15 protein-coding genes are annotated in these 17,459 nt (G+C 69.0%); 4 read left to right on the forward strand and 11 right to left on the reverse strand.

The window, feature by feature from the left end:
* Positions 1-14 precede the first annotated feature (14 nt).
* Positions 15-1,934, reverse strand: coding sequence for a hypothetical protein (locus tag FHX82_RS08000; RefSeq protein WP_221215356.1), 1,920 nt, complete (start codon positions 1,932-1,934; stop codon positions 15-17).
* A gap of 78 nt (positions 1,935-2,012) precedes the next feature.
* Complete coding sequence (locus FHX82_RS08005; RefSeq protein WP_373308595.1) at positions 2,013-2,297, reverse strand: WhiB family transcriptional regulator; 285 nt, start codon at positions 2,295-2,297, stop codon at positions 2,013-2,015.
* A gap of 249 nt (positions 2,298-2,546) precedes the next feature.
* On the opposite strand from FHX82_RS08005, the gene FHX82_RS08010 reads away from it, so the two are divergent.
* Complete coding sequence (locus FHX82_RS08010; RefSeq protein WP_145935868.1) at positions 2,547-3,314, forward strand: site-2 protease family protein; 768 nt, start codon at positions 2,547-2,549, stop codon at positions 3,312-3,314.
* On the opposite strand, the gene FHX82_RS08015 is transcribed toward FHX82_RS08010, so the two are convergent.
* Genes FHX82_RS08015 through mshB form a run of 3 tightly spaced genes read right to left on the reverse strand, consistent with a single transcriptional unit; the run spans position 3,295 to position 5,115 of the window.
* The gene (locus FHX82_RS08015) at positions 3,295-3,987 is read right to left on the reverse strand and encodes a hypothetical protein (protein WP_145935869.1); all 693 of its coding nucleotides are present in this window, start codon (positions 3,985-3,987) and stop codon (positions 3,295-3,297) included. The two genes, FHX82_RS08010 and FHX82_RS08015, sit on opposite strands and share 20 nt — an antisense overlap.
* A gap of 1 nt (position 3,988) precedes the next feature.
* Positions 3,989-4,369 (reverse strand): hypothetical protein, encoded by a 381-nt coding sequence (locus FHX82_RS08020; protein ID WP_183176517.1) that lies wholly within the window; start codon positions 4,367-4,369, stop codon positions 3,989-3,991.
* Complete coding sequence (gene mshB / locus FHX82_RS08025) at positions 4,366-5,115, reverse strand: N-acetyl-1-D-myo-inositol-2-amino-2-deoxy-alpha-D-glucopyranoside deacetylase (RefSeq protein ID WP_145935870.1); 750 nt, start codon at positions 5,113-5,115, stop codon at positions 4,366-4,368. Before mshB ends, FHX82_RS08020 begins: the two co-directional genes overlap by 4 nt.
* Positions 5,116-5,225: 110 nt before the next feature.
* Between mshB and FHX82_RS08030 the strand changes: the two genes are divergently transcribed.
* Positions 5,226-6,980 (forward strand): ABC transporter ATP-binding protein, encoded by a 1,755-nt coding sequence (locus tag FHX82_RS08030; protein ID WP_145935871.1) that lies wholly within the window; start codon positions 5,226-5,228, stop codon positions 6,978-6,980.
* A 600-nt stretch (positions 6,981-7,580) separates the two neighbouring features.
* Here the strand turns inward: FHX82_RS08030 and FHX82_RS08035 are convergent.
* The 5 genes from FHX82_RS08035 to typA form a co-directional block, all read right to left on the reverse strand.
* Positions 7,581-8,510, reverse strand: coding sequence for an ABC transporter permease (locus FHX82_RS08035; RefSeq protein WP_145935872.1), 930 nt, complete (start codon positions 8,508-8,510; stop codon positions 7,581-7,583).
* 1 nt (position 8,511) lies between these two features.
* Entirely contained in the window at positions 8,512-9,528 is a 1,017-nt protein-coding gene (locus FHX82_RS08040; protein ID WP_145935873.1) for an ABC transporter permease, read from the reverse strand.
* A gap of 167 nt (positions 9,529-9,695) precedes the next feature.
* The gene (locus tag FHX82_RS08045) at positions 9,696-11,486 is read right to left on the reverse strand and encodes an ABC transporter family substrate-binding protein (RefSeq protein ID WP_145935874.1); all 1,791 of its coding nucleotides are present in this window, start codon (positions 11,484-11,486) and stop codon (positions 9,696-9,698) included.
* 192 nt (positions 11,487-11,678) lie between these two features.
* Positions 11,679-13,403 (reverse strand): ABC transporter family substrate-binding protein, encoded by a 1,725-nt coding sequence (locus FHX82_RS08050; protein ID WP_229880486.1) that lies wholly within the window; start codon positions 13,401-13,403, stop codon positions 11,679-11,681.
* A gap of 141 nt (positions 13,404-13,544) precedes the next feature.
* Positions 13,545-15,443, reverse strand: coding sequence for a translational GTPase TypA (gene typA / locus FHX82_RS08055; RefSeq protein WP_145935875.1), 1,899 nt, complete (start codon positions 15,441-15,443; stop codon positions 13,545-13,547).
* Between the two features lie 147 nt (positions 15,444-15,590).
* Here typA and FHX82_RS08060 point away from each other — a divergent pair, with 147 nt between their 5' ends.
* On the forward strand, positions 15,591-15,734 hold the full coding sequence (locus FHX82_RS08060; RefSeq protein WP_183176518.1) for a hypothetical protein: 144 nt from the start codon (positions 15,591-15,593) through the stop codon (positions 15,732-15,734).
* Here the strand turns inward: FHX82_RS08060 and FHX82_RS08065 are convergent.
* Positions 15,731-16,036 carry a YciI family protein gene (locus FHX82_RS08065; RefSeq protein ID WP_145935876.1) on the reverse strand — a complete coding sequence of 102 codons (306 nt, stop codon included), beginning with the start codon at positions 16,034-16,036 and terminating at the stop codon, positions 15,731-15,733. The genes FHX82_RS08060 and FHX82_RS08065 overlap by 4 nt on opposite strands.
* A gap of 254 nt (positions 16,037-16,290) precedes the next feature.
* On the opposite strand from FHX82_RS08065, the gene trpS reads away from it, so the two are divergent.
* Positions 16,291-17,253 (forward strand): tryptophan--tRNA ligase, encoded by a 963-nt coding sequence (gene trpS, locus FHX82_RS08070; RefSeq protein WP_145935877.1) that lies wholly within the window; start codon positions 16,291-16,293, stop codon positions 17,251-17,253.
* Positions 17,254-17,459: the final 206 nt, after the last annotated feature.

Genomic DNA, 17,459 nt, shown 5'->3' on the forward strand with positions numbered 1-17,459 from the left:
CCGGGCGGTCGGCGTCATCGCCGCCGGGTGGGGGCCGGGATGGCGGTGAGCAGGGCGAACAGCACCGCGGCCACCTGGACCAGCAGCAGCACGTCCCGCAGGGTCGACGGGTGCTCGATGCTCACCTCGGAGGAACCCGGCGGCACCGAGACCGCCACCTGGTGGCCCCACGCCGGCACGATCGGCTGCGCCTTGCCGTCGACCGTCGCCTCCCAGCCCGCCTCCTGCTCCGCCGAGAGCACCAGCAGCCGCCCCGCCGTGCCCTCGGACACGCGCACGTGCACGTCGGGCAGGTCGGCGTCCACCGGGGTGACACCCGTCGTGTTCGCCGGGGCCGACGACGTGACCGCCTGCTTCGCCACGCTCGCCGGTACCAGCACCACCTGACCGGACGGGGCGAGCAGCCGCAGCACCGCCCGGCCGTCCTTGGTCGGCTGCGCGGCCACCGCGAGGTCCGGGGCCAGCGCGACGATCGGCGCCGCGTCCGCGCCCGGCGGCAGGACGACGAACAGCGCGCCCGCCGCCGTGGCGCCCGAAAGCGCTGCCCTCGTCGCGCCCGACGACGGCTGCGCCAGCGCGCTCTGCCACGCCGTCATGCGGTCCGGGGTGCTCGCGGTGAGCGCCAGCTGGTCGTCACCGAACAGCGGCATCCTGCCGCCCTCCTGCCGCGTCGGCTCGTCACCCGAACCGACGACGAGCACCGAACGCCCGGAGCGGTCCAGCTCGTCCGCCTGCGCGGCCACCAGCTGGTCCCCGCCCCCGGAGTGCAGCGGGCCACCACGGCCGCCGAACACGGCACCAGCGCCGAGCACGAGGACCACCATCACCGCGGCGACGGCGGCGATCCTCGGCAACACCGCGGTCCCGGTGCCCGAAGCACACGCGTTCAGGATGATCCACAGCAGTCCCGCGCTGAGCAGGAGCAGCGGCACCCCGGTATAGCCGACAGCCGCACCGCCGCCCTGCAACGGTTTGACCGCCACCAGCAGCACCACGGCCAGCCCGCACGCGCCGAGAGCGGCCAGCGCGAGCCCGGCGCTCAGCAACGCCCGCGGCCGCACCGCGACGGCGAAGATCGTGGCGACCAGCAGCACCACGCCGATCGGCCAAGCCCCGGCGCCCCCGGGATACAGCCCCACGAGGTCGGCCGCCGGTGGCGCGGGCGCCGGTCCGCTGAGGCCGTGCAGGAACAACGCGGGCTGGTTCACCAGCACGGTCGGCCACGGCAGCAGCAACGCGAGCGGCAGCAACACCACGATGCCGACCGACGCGATGCGCCGCAGCAAGCTCTTTCCCGGCGGCAGCACGACGAACCCGGCGACCAGTCCGAGCAACGCGAGTCCGTGCGCCAGTGGCGAAAACGCCCCGAGCACCGCGACTCCCACCGCGCAGGCCGACGACCGGTACAGCCAGCGATCCCCTGTGCTGGCAAGCAGATCGCCGATACCGGACACGACGAGCGGCAGCACGACGTGCACCACCACGACATCGAGCCGGCCCTGCGCCACCGAGGCCGTTGCGGCGGGCACCATCGCGTACGCGGCGGAGACGGCGGCGCGTGTCCAGCGCGAGACCGGAAGCCTGCGAGTGGCCGCGTACGCGGACAACCCGGCGAGCGGCGCGTCACCGATCAACAGGATCGCGACGAGCGCGGGCGGACCACCCAGTGGGACGAAGATCGCCCCCAGGGCGCCGAGAATCGCGAGCGAGGTCGGCGCGGCACTCGCCGTGCCACCGCCGGTCTGGTGCCACCCCGCGAGGTAGGTGGACCACAGCTCGCTCAGTGAACCGACGGGCAGCAACCGCCCGCCGGCGAGGTCGAGTCCGAGCCGGGCACCGTTGACGCCCAGCCCGAGCGCCGTCAGAACGACGAAAAGACTTGCCGGTGGCGCGATCCGCCAGGCGATCGACTGCCCGGACCGCTCCCCTGCCAACGACACTCCAGTCCGTCTCGTACTTCCCCGCGGGATGCGACCACCTTAACGGTCGGCACGTCCACGCGGGAAACTACGTCAGACAGCGCGTTTCTTGAGCTTGCGACGCTCCCTTTCGGACAGTCCGCCCCAGATGCCGAAGCGTTCGTCGTGGGCCAGCGCGTACTCGAGGCACTCGCTCTTCACTTCACAGCCCTGACAGATCCGCTTGGCTTCCCTGGTGGAGCCACCCTTTTCCGGGAAGAACGCCTCCGGGTCGGTCTGCGCGCACAGCGCGCGGTCCTGCCACTCCGGCGGCTCGGCCGGGTCGAAGATGTCGGCGAGCTCACCCAGATCCGCGTCCGGGCCCGCTCCCCACTCCACGACCTGCCCCCATTCCCTTCCGTCTGCTTCCAACCGCACTTCCGCCTCCTCTGCTTCCACGCACTCCCCAGGCTGGCGGTGTTGAAGCCGCACCCGACGTCCCCTTGCCGCGTCGAATGACAGCAATGTGATTACACCCGTGTAATGCGGCCAGGTCAAGCCGAGTAGCGAGTTCGGGGGACCCTGATGCCTGATCGCGCAAGGGGACACGCCGACGGCGACCCGGACGGATACGACAGACTGGAAGGCGTGCAGCGATCAGCGGTCAGACCCAGTCCTGTCTTCTTCGCCATTCTCGCGCTCACCGTAGTGGGTGGCTTACTCGCCGCGTTCAGCAACGCGGAGACCACGAGCGATCCCATGCTCGTCGCCGGTGTCTTCATCCTCGTCGTGGCGGGCTGGGCGCTTTCGCTCACACTGCACGAGTTCGGTCACGCCTTCGTGGCCTTCAAGGGCGGCGATCATTCGGTGGCGGGGAAGGGCTACCTGAACCTCGACGTCCGCCACTACACCGACCCGGTGCTCTCGCTCGTGCTTCCGTTGATCCTGCTGGCGATCGGCGGTATCCCGCTGCCCGGTGGCGCGGTGTGGATCAACCGCTGGGCGCTGCGTTCGCGCGCGGTGTCCACGTGGGTCTCGCTCGCGGGGCCGCTGAGCAACCTGGTGTTCGGCGCGTTGCTGACCCTCGCGGTCACCTACATCCCGATGCCGATCGGACTCTCGATCGGGCTGTCATACCTGGCGCTGCTGCAGGTCTTCGCGTTCGTCCTGAACATCCTGCCGGTGCCGGGGCTGGATGGCTTCGGCGCGATCGAGCCGTACCTGTCACCGCAGACGCGGGAGTTCGCCGCCAAGGTCCGTCCCTGGGCGCCGCTGGCCCTGTTCGCGCTGCTGTTCGCCGTTCCCACCGTCAGCGCCGCGTTCCAGGACCTGTCTTCGTTCATCTACGAGGCCATCGGCGGCAGCCGTTACGCCGCCGTGCTCGGGCAGGACACGTTCATGTTCTGGCGCCACTGAGCCAGACGTTCGCCCGCTTCGCGACCTTCTTCAGACCCGAACGTTCGGCGAGGTAGTCGCCCGCCATGCCGACCACCGGCAGCATTCCCAGTGCCCGCTGGTAGAACCGGCCGCGCGGACGCTTCTCCAGTTCGCCGGACACGGCGAGCAGCGAGCGGCCCATGCGCCACAACGTGGTCGCGACACCCTTCGGCGTGATCTTGCGCTCGTGCTGCTCGCCGAACTCCCCGGCGAGCTCCGCGGTCTGCGCGTCCTCGGCGCCGTCCTTGCCCGCCGCCAGCGCGGGGTCGATGTCGCGCTGGAACAACACCCACGCGACGAGCCGCACGCGCTCGCCCACGTCGTCGACTCCGTGCTCACCCGCGATCGCACACAGCAACAGGCCCTGCGCGCTGGCGCCGAGCGCGTCCTGCACCGGCAGCCGGTCGGCGAGCACGCCACCGAGCCCCGGAATCGCCGTCACCAGCGACGTGAGCCTGCCGACGCGGTTGATCCACCAGTCGATGTGCTCGTCGCGGGTCATCCCGTCCCACGCCGGCGTGCCCGGCAGCTTCACGTTGGCCAGGCCCTCGATGCGGCCGGGACGGCACATCGCGTGGAGCACGGGCCGGGCGGCGCGGACGAACGGGCGCAGCACCCTGACGATCTGCTTGTCGGAAATGGCTTCGGCCACGTCACTTCCTTCCCGGAGTGGCGAGCGAACCGCCGAGCGCGAGTGCCGCGGGCAATGCCCCGCCCGCGATCAGCAGCAGGCCGCGCCAGTCCTGGATCAGCACGAGGTCACCGCCCGGACCCGTCAGGCCGAGCACCACGATCGTCAGTACCCACAAAGCCAGTGGCGCAAACGCCGCTCTCGGGTGGACCAGGCGCCCGGTCAGCACGACCAGCAGCGGCGTCGTGAGGATCGCGACGAGCACCGACACCGGCAGCGGCACGGTGCCGGTGCTGCCCACGCGCAGCGGCAGGAAGAACAGCTCCAGCGTCGCCAGCAGCAGGGTGTCGAGGAGCAGCACTCCCAGCAGGGCACGCCGCACCAGCGGGCTCGCCTCGGTCATTCCAGTCCTCCGAACAGGTCCGTCTCCGCCCCTTCGCGGGGGCCGCGCACCAGCGTGAAGTACTCGGCCTCGCCGATCTGCTGCGGGACCCCGTTCGACAGCGCGAACTCCGGCGGGTCCACGGTGACCTGGGTGGCGTGCGCCCGCAGCGCGGCGATCTTCGCGTCCAGGTACGGGCGGATGTCGATGGCGGTGGTGATCTCGTTGACCGGCGCCTCGGGCGGCAGGACGGCCCCGCCACCGGCGGCGATGTGGAACACGCGCCGCGCGGAGTCCGCGATGGCCATGGTGATCTCGTGAGCGCGGATGTGGTCGGGGTGGCCGTAGCCGCCGAACGAGTTGTACGTCACGAGCACGTCCGGGCGGACCTCGTCGACGATCACCCGCAACTGCAGGACCTGGTCGTCGAACGACCCACCGGCGAACGCGCGCGGATGCTCGGCCGCGGGCGTGCCCGCCATGCCGGAGTCACGCCAGCCGCCGATCCCGCCCAGGAAGCGGTGTTCGGTCACGCCGAGCGCTCGCAGCGCCGCGGAGAGCTCACCCGAGCGGTAGCCGCCGAGCTGGTCGGCGGCCCAGGACCCGAGGCCGGCGAGCTCCGGCGGGATGATCTCCCCCTCCTCGCCGAGGGTGCAGGTCACCAGGACCACTTCGGCACCCTCGGCCGCGTAGCGGGCCATGGTGCCACCCGTGGTGATGGTTTCGTCGTCCGGATGGGCGTGGACCAGCAGTAATCGCTTTGGCACAGTTCCACAATATTTACGGTCTGCCAACCATCGTCGCGGGATCCTCGGATATCCTCGCGCGAAGTTGCGCTGAACAGCGGTGAACGTTTTCCCCCACGAAGGGCCACTTGGTGAGCACTGAAGCGACGACGGCGAGGCTGGCCGCCTCGGGTTCCGTCCTGTCCATCGCGGACCTGAAGATCTCCTTCGCGACCGACGACGGCGTGGTCGAGGCGGTCAAGGGCATCGGCTTCGACGTCAAGCCCGGCGAGATCGTCGCCGTCGTCGGCGAGTCCGGTTCCGGCAAGTCCGTGACCTCCATGTCGGTGCTCGGCCTGCTGCCCAGGACCAGCAAGATCTCCGGTGACCTGCGCCTCGACGACCGCGAGCTGGTCGGCCTCAAGGACAAGGACATGCGCCGGGTCCGCGGCAACGACATCGCGATGATCTTCCAGGAGCCGATGAGCGCCCTGAACCCCGTGTACACGGTGGGCTGGCAGATCCGCGAGGCGCTGCGCGCGCACCAGGACATCTCACGCGAGGCCGCCGACAAGCGGGCCCTCGAACTGCTCGACATGGTGGGCATCCCCAACCCGGTCGAGCGGTTCAAGCAGTACCCGCACCAGCTCTCCGGTGGTCTGCGGCAGCGCGTGGTGATCGCCATGGCCATCGCGTGCGACCCGAAGGTGATCATCGCCGACGAGCCCACCACGGCGCTCGACGTCACCGTGCAGGCGGAGATCCTCGGCCTGCTGCGCAAGCTGCGGGACACCCTGAACACCGCGATCGTGCTGATCACCCACGACATGGGCGTGGTCGCCGACCTCGCCGACCGGGTCGTGGTGATGTACCAGGGCGAGATCGTCGAGCAGGCGCCCGTGCACGAGCTGTTCGCCTCGCCGCGGGAGGACTACACCAAGCGCCTGCTGGCGGCCGTCCCGGTGCTCGGCCAGCGTCCCGAGGGCCGTCGACTGCTGGACGAGGTGCAGGACGTCCCGGCGGAGGACATCCGGCTCAGCGACGCCGAGCTGGAGTCCCACATCCGGACGGACGCGCCCGCGCTGGAGATCAAGGACCTGGTGCTGGAGTACCCTGGCAAGCGCCGCCAGGCCAAGAACCGCGCCGTGGACGGGGTTTCGCTGCACATCGACAAGGGCGAGATCCTGGGCCTGGTGGGCGAGTCCGGTTCGGGCAAGTCCACTGTGGGCCGTTGCGCGATCCGCCTGCTGAAGCCCACGGAGGGCACCGTCTCCGTGGCGGGGCGTGACATCACCAACCTGTCCACGAAGGAGCTGCGGCCGCTGCGCCGGTACTTCTCCATCGTGTTCCAGGACCCGGCGTCCACACTGGACCCGAAGATGACCATCGGCGAGTCGATCGCCGAGCCGATGGTGCTGCACAAGATGTTCCAGGGCAAGGAACTCAACGACCGCGTGGTGTCCCTGTTGGACAGCGTCGAGCTGTCGGGGCAGTATCGCAACCGGTACCCGCACGAGCTGTCGGGCGGGCAGCGCCAGCGCGTGTCCATCGCCCGCGCCCTGGCACTGGACCCGCATCTGCTGATCGCGGACGAGCCCACCTCGGCGCTCGACGTCTCGGTGCAGGCTCGCGTGCTGGACCTGTTCCTGAACCTGCAGCAGTCCCTCGGGTTCGCCTGCCTGTTCATCAGCCACGACCTCGCCGTGGTCGACCTGCTGGCCGACCGGGTGGCCGTGATGCAGCGCGGAAAGCTCGTCGAGGTCGGCGAGCGTGACCAGGTGCTGCACAACCCGCAGCAGGAGTACACGAGGCGCCTGCTGTCGGCGGCGCCGGTGGCGGACCCGGTGCTCCAGGCCGAGCGCCGGGCAGCGTGGGAGGCCGGGAAGCTCGCTCCAGTGGCGGACTGAAGGTTGTCGGTGAAAGCCCCTTCCGCGTCAGCGGGAGGGGCTTTCGCATGGGGAGCCCAGAGTTGGGTGGTCATCCCGTCGCCTGATTCAGGACCATCACTTTGGCTCAGGGCCGCAACATCCGCTGTCCACCGGCAGCCGAGCTACCCAACCTTGCGGCACTGAGCCAAAGTGATATGCACAAACCGCAGGCGACGGGATGACCACTCAACTCGACCACCCACCCAAAGGTGAGATCCCTTTGGGTCCCATCATCCTGGAGCCTGCCCGCCGGCGAGGCATTCTTTTTCTCTCTGGACCCAGCGTGGTCGCCCGCTGTGGGCCGGGCGTGGCCGCCCTCCAATGCCCGGCCACCCCCGCCCCTTCCCCTTGATGGTTTAACGGTTGGCTCACCGCGTCAAGGGCGCCTTCGGCGTCGCTTCGCGATCGCTGCGCGACCCTTGACCCGGCGAGTCAACCGTTAATGAGGCTGGGGATCGGGGACGGGGGAGGCCTGGGCGTGTGCCGGGCGGCTTTCGTCGGCGGGTTGCTGTTGTGTGTCTGGGCAAAAGGAAAAGGGCCCTGTCCCGTTCGGGAAGGGCCCTTTTCCTTTTTGCTTTCCTATGCCTTCATCCTTCGTTGCCTTGGGTCGAAGGCGTCTCGCAGACCGTCGCCGATGAAGTTGATCGACAGCGAGATCAGCACCAGCACCACGAACGGGCCGAAGAACAGCCACGGGCGGGTCTGCACCTGCGCGTAGTTCTCCAGGATGATCCGGCCGAGTGAGGTGTCCGGCGGTTGCACGCCCAGGCCGATGAAGCTCAGTGCGGCCTCCACCAGCACCGCCTGTGCCACGGCCAGCGTCGCGTTCACCGTGATGCTGCCGATCATGTTCGGGACCAGGTGACGGAAGATGATGCGGCCCGTGCCCGCGCCCGCTGCCCTTGCCGCTTCGACGAACTCCCGCTGCGAGAGTGCCATCGCCTCGGCGCGGGTGATGCGCGCGATCGGCATCCACGCGAACAGTGCCAGCACGATCGCGACCACGAACCAGCTGCCGTGCCCGAAGACCTTCGCCATGATGGCCGCCGCCGCGATCTGGGGGACGATCAGGAACAGGTCGGTCAGGCGGGACAGTGCCGAGTCCGTGAAACCTCGCAAATAGCCTGCTAGCGAGCCGAACACCACGCCGATCAGGGTGGCCAGCACCGACACCACCACGGCGATCAGCAGCGAGAACTGGGTACCGCGCAGGACCTGCGACACCATGTCCTTGCCGACCTGTGTGGTGCCCAGCGGGAAGTCCCCGCTCGGCTTCGCGAACGACGGGAAGCTCGCGTCCTCGTAGGCGTGCGGCCAGAAGATCGGCATGATCACCGCGATCAGCACGATGATCAGCAGCACCACCGTGGAGATCATGGCGAGCTTGTGCCGCAGGAACTTCCGCAGCACCAGTTTGCCCTGGCTCGCGGGTTCCGGAAGTGCCTCGGGGGGCAGGGTGCCTTCGCGCTGGGCGGTCGAGGCCGCCTCGCCGGCAACCAGGGAGTTCATGTCAGCCAACGCGAATCCTCGGGTCCATGATGCCGTACAACAGGTCCGCGATGAGGTTGGCCAGCACCACCATGACGGCGACGACGACCAGCCAGCCCATCAGCACGGCGGGATCGTTGTGGTTGACGGCATCGACGAGCAGGGTGCCCATCCCGTGCCAGTTGAACACGGTCTCGGTGATGATCGCACCAGTGAGAACCTGGCCGAAGTTCACCGAGAACAGGGTGGCGACCGGGATCAGCGCGTTGCGGAACGCGTGCCGGAACACGACGCGGGAACCCGAGAGGCCCTTCGCCCGCGCGGTGCGCACGTAGTCCATGTTCAGCGTCTCCAGCATCGAAGCGCGCTGGAACCGGCTGTACGCGGCGAAGCTGATCGCCATGATCGACAGGGTGGGCAGCAGGTACGCACCCGAGTACTTCGCGAGGAAGTCCCCGAACCCGGTCGAGTTCAGGTTCTCCGGGCTCGTCGTTCTCAGCCACGGGTTGCCCAGCCAGTCGCTCAGGCCGACGTCGTGGATCCAGATGTTGAGCTGGATCGCGTAGGTCTTCAGGACCACCGCGACGCAGAAGATCGGCATGGAGAAGAGGAAGAAGGCCAGCGTGGTGGCGAAGTAGTCGACGATCGAGTACTGCTTGACCGCGGCCAGCACGCCGACCGCGACACCGACCACCAGCGCGAGGACCTCGGCACCGACCACGAGCTTGATCGTGACGTCGAAGGCGCCCATGACCTTCGGGAAGACCGGCGCCATGGCGTTGCCCTGCGCGACCGAGACGCCCCAGTCACCGGTCAGGAAGTGCCCGAGCCAGTGGAAGTAGCGGGCGACGATCGGCTGGTCCAGACCGAGCTGGCGCGCCGTCTCCGCGATGGCTTCCGGGTTGATGTTCGGGCGGCCGCGGAGCTCCGCGAGCGGGTCACCGACCGAGGCGACCATCACGAACACGAGAAAGGTCCCGACAAGCAGTACCGGGATCGAGATCGCCAGCCGGCGAAGGATGTAGATAACCAGGTTCAACGAGAACGCTCCTCATCAGGGCCTGGCCGGAAGTATGCAGCCGAACCCGGTATCCACCGTACGGGGGGTCGCCCACGGTCTGACACCTACTTCCGAAGGAAGCCCGAGGGCCCGGCTCATGACCGGGCCCCCGAACTCCCTACCCAGGTGATCAAATGGTGCGAAGGTTACTTCTGCGCCCACTCACCGGCGTTCCACAGCGCACCGTAGTACGACTGCATGTACACCTTGTCGATGCCCTGGAACGCCCACATCGACGGCACCGCGAACAGCGGCAGCGACGCGTAGTCGTTCGCGATGGCGGCATCGGCCTGCTGGTACAGGTTCGTCGCGGTGGCCTCGTCGGTCGCCACGACCGCCTGGTTGAACAGGTTGTCGACCGTCGGGTCGCTGTACGCCTGGTGGTTCTGGTTACCGCCCGTGCTGTACAGCGGCTGCGACTGCGACTTGAACGGCGGCTGCGACCACGCGAACAACGCGATGTCCCACGCGCCGGTGCTCAGGCGACCACCGCTGAGGAACGTCGGGTCGTTGTCGTTCTTGATCTCGATGCCCGCGGCCTTCGCCTGCGACTGGATGATCTCCACCGTCTGGTCGCGACGCGGGTTGTTGTTGTGCGAGATCGTCACCGAGAAGCGCTGGCCGTTCTTCTGGTAGATGCCGTCGGCACCCAGCGTCCAGCCGTCCGCCTCCAGCGTCTTCTTCGCGGCGTCGGCACCCTTGCCGGCCTTGTCGCTGTAGACGTCCTTGTAGGCGCTCTCCGCCGGCGTGTAGATCAGGCTGCCGTCCGGAGTGATGTCCGACTGGACCTCCTTGAGCAGCTTGTCCGTGATGTCCGAACGCTGGATCACCTCGAACAGCGCCTGCCGCGCCGCCTTGTCCTTGAGGATGGCGTTGCGGTAGTTCATGTCGATGTGCTCGTAGGACAGCTGCGGAGCCGAACCGTAGACCACGCCCTGAGCCGAGAGGCCCTTCATGGTGTCGGCCGCGGTGGCGTCCGGCTGGGTCGAGGCCACGACCTGGATCTCACCGTTCTGCAGCGCGGTGGCCATCGCCTTGGTGTCCGAGAACTTCTTGACGACGATCTTGGCCGGGCCGCCCTTGGCGCCGATCCACTGCGGGTTCTTCTCCAGGGTGACCGCACCCTGGTTCTGGTCGAACGCCGTGATCATGTACGGGCCGGAGGCCGGGTCGAGGTCCTTGTTGAACCCCTTCCAGCCGTTGGTCCAGAAGTCACCGGCCTTCTTCAGCACCGCCGGGTCGCTGGTCGGGGTCAGCTGCGTGACGTCCGTGATCCCGATCTGCTTCTCGAGGATGTGCGCCGGGAGAATCGCGTTCGAGTCGAACAGGCCCTTGTAGTCGACGTAGGGCTGCTTGAACGTCGCGACGAAGGTCAGGTCGTCGGTGCACTTGGCGCTGTTGATCAGGTCGTAGCCCGCGGTGGCCGCCGGGTTGAAGCCCGCGTTCGGCGCCACGCCGCTCTGCGACAGCCAGGCCAGGTAGTAGTCCTTGCAGTTCCACGGCGCGCCGTCGGACCACTTGACACCCGGCTTGATCTTGTAGGTGACCGTGTACGGGTTCGTGGAGGTCACGTCCCAGGAGTCCAGCACGTCGTTGTTCAACAGCACCTTGTTGTTCCCGTCGATCACGCTGCTGCCGGACAGCGTGGCGATGAGGACGTAGGTGTTGTACGACGAGTTGGTGTCCGGCGTCTGGTTGTTGTACGCCGAGAAAGCGTCGTCGATACCGACTGTGACGGTGCCGTCCCAGGCGGGGGCATCACCCAGTTTGAAGGTTCCGGCCTGCGCGTTCTCCGCCTTGCCGACCGCCATGCTCTTGATGTCGGTGCTCGAACCGTTCTGGTCCGTGCCCCCGCCGCTGCCGCCACTGCAGGCGCTCAGCACGAGCGCGGCAGCCGCGGCCACTGTGACGGCCGAAGCTGCTTTCCATCTCCTCATTTATGTGTGCCCTCCTAGCACTGGGCCAACGCCCACACCGCTCCTGCGCGTTAGGCGGGAGCTTATGTCACACCGAATGCACGCACCGGCGCACTGCCGGAGAACGCTAGAAACCTCAACACAAGGAGTCACCACCCCGAGAGCGATTGTGACCAAAGGGTGACTTCCACCTAACATGCGGACATACGTTGGTTACTTGCCGCCACGTGTCCAGTTCACGGCTGACCCGAACGGCCCAACCATCGCGGGGCCCGGCGTCACGCCCGAAATGCCGTTTCCGATGGCCAGGGTGTCCGCGAGCTGGAACAGCGGGATCACGGTGTGTTGCGCCCAGAGCTTCGGTTCGAGCTCGGTGAGGGTCTCCGCGAGCGTCTTCTTCCCGCTCAGCGCGTCGTCGACCGCGGACTGCAGCTCGGAGTCGCAGACCGCGGCCGGGTTGGCGGGCACGACCGTCGTGGTCGTGGTCGTGGTGCTGTTCTGCCCGGGACGGCAGCCGAAGGTGGACGCCAGCACGGTCGCCGGGTCACCGCCGACCGGCAGCGGCACGACGGCGAGGTCCACGCCCACGCTGCCCGAGCCGTCCGACGCGGGCTGGCCCGTGGTGCCGACGGGCATGGCCAGCAGGTTCGCGAACAGGTCCCGCGGCTCCGGGTTGATGGTGCTGACCTGCACTCCGGCGGCCGTGAGCTGGCGAGCGAGCTCCTTCGCGATGCTCGCGTACGGCTCCAGCTGCCCCGGCGACGCGACGACGAGCGAGAGGGGCTTGCCGTCCTTGCGCCAGGTGCCCGCTTCCTTGCTGTAGCCCGCGCTCTGCAACAGCTGTTCGGCTGTCGCCGGATTGGGTGTTGACACGTTCGCGGGAATCGTGGCCGCGTAGCCGGACACGGATGGGGGAAGCACCTCGGCGTCCGCGCGCAGCCCGGCCGACGGGCCACCGGAGGTGCCCTCGTCGATCAGCGCGTTGCGGTCGATCAGCGCGGCGATCCCCGCGCGCACGTTCTCGTTCACCAGCGCGCCGTTCGCGGGCCGCAGCAGGACGTCCGCCACGCGCGGGCTCGCCACGGTGTGCAGCTGGACGGCCGGGCCGATGTCCTGCAGCAGCTTGAGCCCCGTGGCGTCCGTCCGCGACATCACGAACTGCTCGTTGCCGCTGCGCAGCGCCGCCGCGAGCCCGGCCTCGTCCGACCGGCGCAGCACGATCTGGTCCACCGCCGCGGGCTTGTCCCAGTACCGCTCGTTGCGCTCCAGGATGATCTCCCCGCGCGCGGTGTCGAGCTGCTTGATGGAGAACGGGCCGCCGTAGGCCGGGAAACTGCCCTGCAAGGCCCCCTGCCAGCCTCCTGGAGCGTCTTTCAGCAGGTGCTGGGGCAGCAGGTCGTTGAACAGCGTCTGCCAGCCTGGGTAGGGCTGTGAGAACGTCACCTGGACGCCCTTGCCGCCCTCGCTCGGCTGGATGTTCGAAATGAGCCGGTAGCCCGCCGGTTCGACGACGCCTGGCTGGTCCCGCATCGCGTCGGCCAGGTACACGAAGTCCTCGACCGCGATCGGGGCACCATCGGACCAGGAGGCGTCCTGGCGGATCTCGTAGGTCACCGTGAACGGCTCCTGCGAGGTGACGGCCGCCGACCGCATGAGCGTGGTGTCGAGCTGGTACCGGCCGTCGTCGGACTGCCGGAACACCGACGGCAGCAGCAGCTGCGAGAGCGCGGTGGTGATCGTGGACTGGTCGGCGAGGTTGTGCGGGTTGTAGCCGCCGACGATGTCGTCCACGCCCACCACGATCTGCGAGGGACCGGGCACGGTGGGGGTGGTCGGCGCCGGCTGCGACGTGACGAGCGGAGGCGGCGGGGTCGAGGTGCACGCGGCGAGCACGCTCACGAGCAGCACGACCAGTGCCGCCGCTCCGCTCCTCCGCACGCTGCCTCCCCAGGCGTCGAGCCCACGATGGTGCCACAAGGCCCAACGCCGCGACACGCAATTGCCCAAGCCGCTCGGCACCGTATCGGGTACCGCCGGAAGGTGGACGTCCGCCACCCCCGGCGCGTTCCCCTCCCGGAGCTACTTCTGCAGGCTCTTGGCCCGCGACCGCTCCTTGGCGCGCTGGCTGATGTCCAGCGTCACCTTGCGCACCCGGACCACCTCCGGCGCGACCTCGACGCACTCGTCGACGGCGCAGAACTCCAGCGCCTCCTCCAGGCCCAGCTTGCGCGGGCGGGCGAGGCGTTCGAGCTCGTCACCGGTGGACGAGCGCATGTTGGTGAGCTTCTTCTCCTTGGTGATGTTGATGTCGAGGTCCTCGGCGCGCGGGTTCTCCCCGACGACCATGCCCTCGTACACCTCGGCGCCCGGCTCGACGAAGAACGTGCCGCGGTCGGCGAGCTGGATCATCGCGTACGCGGTGATCGGGCCCGACCGGTCGGCCACCAGCGAACCGGTGTGCCGGGTGCGGATCTCGCCCGCCCACGGGAAGTAGCCCTCGAACACGTGGTTCGCGATGCCGGTGCCGCGGGTCTCGGTGAGGAAGTCGGTGCGGAAGCCGATCAGGCCACGCGCCGGCAGCACGTACTCCAGCCGGATCCGGCCGGTGCCGTTGCCACCCATGTGCTCCATCCGCCCCTTGCGGGCCGCCATGAGCTGGGTGATCGAGCCGAGGTACTCCTCCGGCGAGTCGATGGTCAGCCGCTCGAACGGCTCGTGCAGCTTGCCGTCGATCGTGCGCGTGACCACCTGCGGCTTGCCGACGGTGAGCTCGAAGCCCTCGCGGCGCATCTGCTCGACGAGGATGGCCAGCGCCAGCTCGCCACGGCCCTGGACCTCCCACGTGTCCGGCCGCTCGGTGGGCAGCACCTTGATGCTCACGTTGCCGACCAGCTCCTGGTCCAGCCGCGCCTTGACCAGGCGGGCGGTGACCTTGTCGCCGCCGTTGCGCCCGGCCAGCGGCGAGGTGTTCACGCCGATGGTCATCGAGATGGCGGGCTCGTCGACGGTGATCCGGGGCAGCGCCTCGGGGTTCTCGACGTCGGCGAGGGTGTCGCCGATGGTGATGTCGGGGATGCCGGCGATCGCGACGAGGTCGCCCGCGGCGGCCTCCTGCGCGGGCACGCGTTCGAGCGCCTCGGTGACCAGCAGCTCGGAGATCCGGACGTTGTGCACGGACCCGTCCGCGCGCAGCCACGCCACGGTCTGGCCCTTGCGCAGCTTGCCGGAGTGGATGCGGATGAGCGCGATGCGGCCGAGGAAGTTGGACGCGTCGAGGTTGGTGACCAGCGCGCGCAGCGGACCGTCCACATCGGCCTGGGGCGGCGGCACGTGACGCATCAGGGTCTCGAACAGCGGGTCGAGGTTCTCGCTGTCGGGCAGCGCGCCGTCGGCGGGCTGCTCCAGGCTGGCGCGCCCGGCGCGCGCCGAGGCGTAGACGACGGGCAGGTCGAGCACCGCGTCGAGGTCCGCGTCCTCGATGTCGCCCGCGAGGTCGAGCAGCAGGTCGTGGGTCTCCTCGACGACCTCGGCGATCCGGGCGTCGGGGCGGTCGACCTTGTTCACCACGAGGACCACGGGCAGGCCGGCTTCGAGGGTCTTGCGCAGCACGAAGCGGGTCTGCGGCAGCGGGCCCTCGCTGGCGTCCACCAGCAGCACGACGCCGTCGACCATGGCGAGGCCGCGCTCGACCTCGCCGCCGAAGTCGGCGTGGCCCGGGGTGTCGATCACGTTGATGGTGACCGCGCCGTCCGGGGTCTGGCGGTGGATGGCCGTGTTCTTGGCCAGGATGGTGATGCCCTTCTCACGTTCGAGCTCACCTGAGTCCATGACGCGGTCGACGACCTCGGCCCGTTCGGCGAAGGCCCCGGACTGGCGGAGCATGGCGTCGACCAGGGTGGTCTTGCCGTGGTCGACGTGTGCCACGATGGCTACGTTGCGCAGGTCCGTACGGACCTTCTCGGCGGTTGCTGCGGGCACGCGAAGGCTCCTGAGGTGCTCAGAGTTTCGGAAGGGAGGGCCACCCGGCCGGCTTTGGCCTTCGGGCAGTCCCTCTCAGGATACCCTCTACCCCTTTGTGACCTCCGACACGCTGCACCGGCAGTTAGCTTCGCCTAACCTAATCCAATGGGCAAGGACAGCGCGGAACCCCAGGCGGTGGTGCGCAAGCTCATCAAGGCCGGCAAGGTGAAGAAGAAGTGCTGCCGGTCGAAGAGCCGCTGCAAGAAGTGCCCGGTGCTCGCGCTCAAGAAGGCGAAGGCCGCCGCCTAGGCGAGCTGGGCCATCGCCTCGTTCAGGCGGTGCAGCTCCGGCGCGGTGCGCGTCGCCGCGAACTCGATGATCTCGAACGTCGCCAGGTGCCCGAGCACGAAGGGGTTCACGCAGAGGATCGCTTCGAGCTTCGCGCGTGACATCGACCGCGTGAGGATCACGCAGCCTTCGCGCGAGTCCCGGCGGCCCGCCGCGAGGAACTCCCCCGCCGCGAAGTGCTTTTCCAGCCACTTCGCGTAATCGGGTAATGCGTAGTCGACTTCTTCCAACGGGGCTGTGTAAGTCAGCAGAACCACGAACATGAATCGACGGTAGCCCCGTCACGGCGTACCGGCGGTCGAGATTTGGACTCGTCGATCACATCGGTCATGCGGTGGTAAAGAATTGCCGCGGGAGTTAAAGTGACCGCATGCGCAGCTTCACGGGTCTGTGGTGGCCGCCCTCGGGCGGCTGACCTCGCTGTGCGCTGACACATCCAGGCCGCCCGCACGGGCGGCCTTTTCCGTGTCCGGGAGGCGGTCCGCGCGGGCGGCACCGAACCTCCGAGGAGGACACGATGAGGATCTCCGGCATCACGCCGTCCGGTCACCCGCAGCTCGGCAACTACCTGGGCGCGATCTCGCGCTGGGCCGCCGAGGGCGGGCCGTCGGACCTGTACTTCGTCTCCGACCTGCACGGCATGACCACGACACACAACCCGGCCGGGCTGCGCTCGCGCACGAGCGAAATGCTCGCCGTGCTGATCGCGTCCGGAATAGCCCCGGAACGCGTTTTCGTCCAGTCCGATCTGGCGCGGGAACTCGGCGCGCTGACGTGGATCCTGGAATGCACCTGCAGCTACGGCGAGGCCGCGCGAATGATCCAGTTCAAGGAAAAGGCGGGCGGGCGGAGCGGGGTGCGGTTGAGCCTGCTGACGTACCCGGTGCTGATGGCCGCGGACATCCTGCTGCAGGGCGCGGACGAGGTGCCCGTCGGCGAGGACCAGCAGCAGCACGTGGAGCTGACCCGTGCGCTGGCGCGGCGGTTCAACTCCACCTACGGCGAGGTGTTCGCGGTGCCGGAGGCGGTGCTGCCGCTCACCGGCGCGCGCGTGCGGGACCTGGCGGACCCTACGCGGAAGATGTCGAAGTCGGCGCGGGACGCGGCAGGCGTGGTGTTCGTGCTCGACGAGCCGGACCTGGTCCGCCGCAAGATCCGCCGGGCGGTGACGGACGCGGAGACGGTGCCCGCGTACGACCCGGAGCGGCGGCCGGGGGTGTCGAACCTGCTGGAGATCCTCGCCGCGTGTTCGGGCACGACGCCGCGGGAGGAGGCCGAGCGGCACGGTTCGTACGGGGCGCTCAAGGCGGCCGTGGCGGAGGCGGTGGTCGAGACGCTGCGCCCGATCCGCGAGCGGACACTGGAGCTGCTGGCGGACCCGGCGGAGCTGGAGCAGGTCCGCAAGGCGGGTGCGGCGCGTGCCGCGGACCGCGGCGAGCACCGGCTCAGCTCGGCGCTGCGCCTGATCGGGGCGGGTTGAGGGACGTCAGCGGGATGCCCGCGGCGGAGGCCGCTCGCCGCTGCTGCCGGTCGAACGACCCCAGCACGACCTCCGCCCCGGGCTCCCCGGCCAGCTGCACGGCCACGGCGAGGTAGCACGCGTCGGCGCCGGGTCGAGGGGAGGACGACCCGGCCTTCGTCGGCCAGGCGCCGGAGGATCGCCTCGTCCGCCACGGGTACCACCTT

Source organism: Amycolatopsis bartoniae, assembly GCF_014191255.1.
GTDB classification, from domain to species: Bacteria; Actinomycetota; Actinomycetes; order Mycobacteriales; family Pseudonocardiaceae; genus Amycolatopsis_E; species Amycolatopsis_E bartoniae.

Coding starts and splice junctions, on each gene's coding strand:
- FHX82_RS08020 (WP_183176517.1), bottom strand. CDS start 4,369: ATGACCGAGGCGAGCCCGCTGGTGCGGCGTGCCCTGCTGGGAGTGCTG.
- FHX82_RS08035 (WP_145935872.1), bottom strand. CDS start 8,510: ATGAACTCCCTGGTTGCCGGCGAGGCGGCCTCGACCGCCCAGCGCGAA.
- FHX82_RS08045 (WP_145935874.1), bottom strand. CDS start 11,486: ATGAGGAGATGGAAAGCAGCTTCGGCCGTCACAGTGGCCGCGGCTGCC.
- FHX82_RS08060 (WP_183176518.1), top strand. CDS start 15,591: ATGGGCAAGGACAGCGCGGAACCCCAGGCGGTGGTGCGCAAGCTCATC.
- FHX82_RS08065 (WP_145935876.1), bottom strand. CDS start 16,036: ATGTTCGTGGTTCTGCTGACTTACACAGCCCCGTTGGAAGAAGTCGAC.
- trpS (WP_145935877.1), top strand. CDS start 16,291: ATGAGGATCTCCGGCATCACGCCGTCCGGTCACCCGCAGCTCGGCAAC.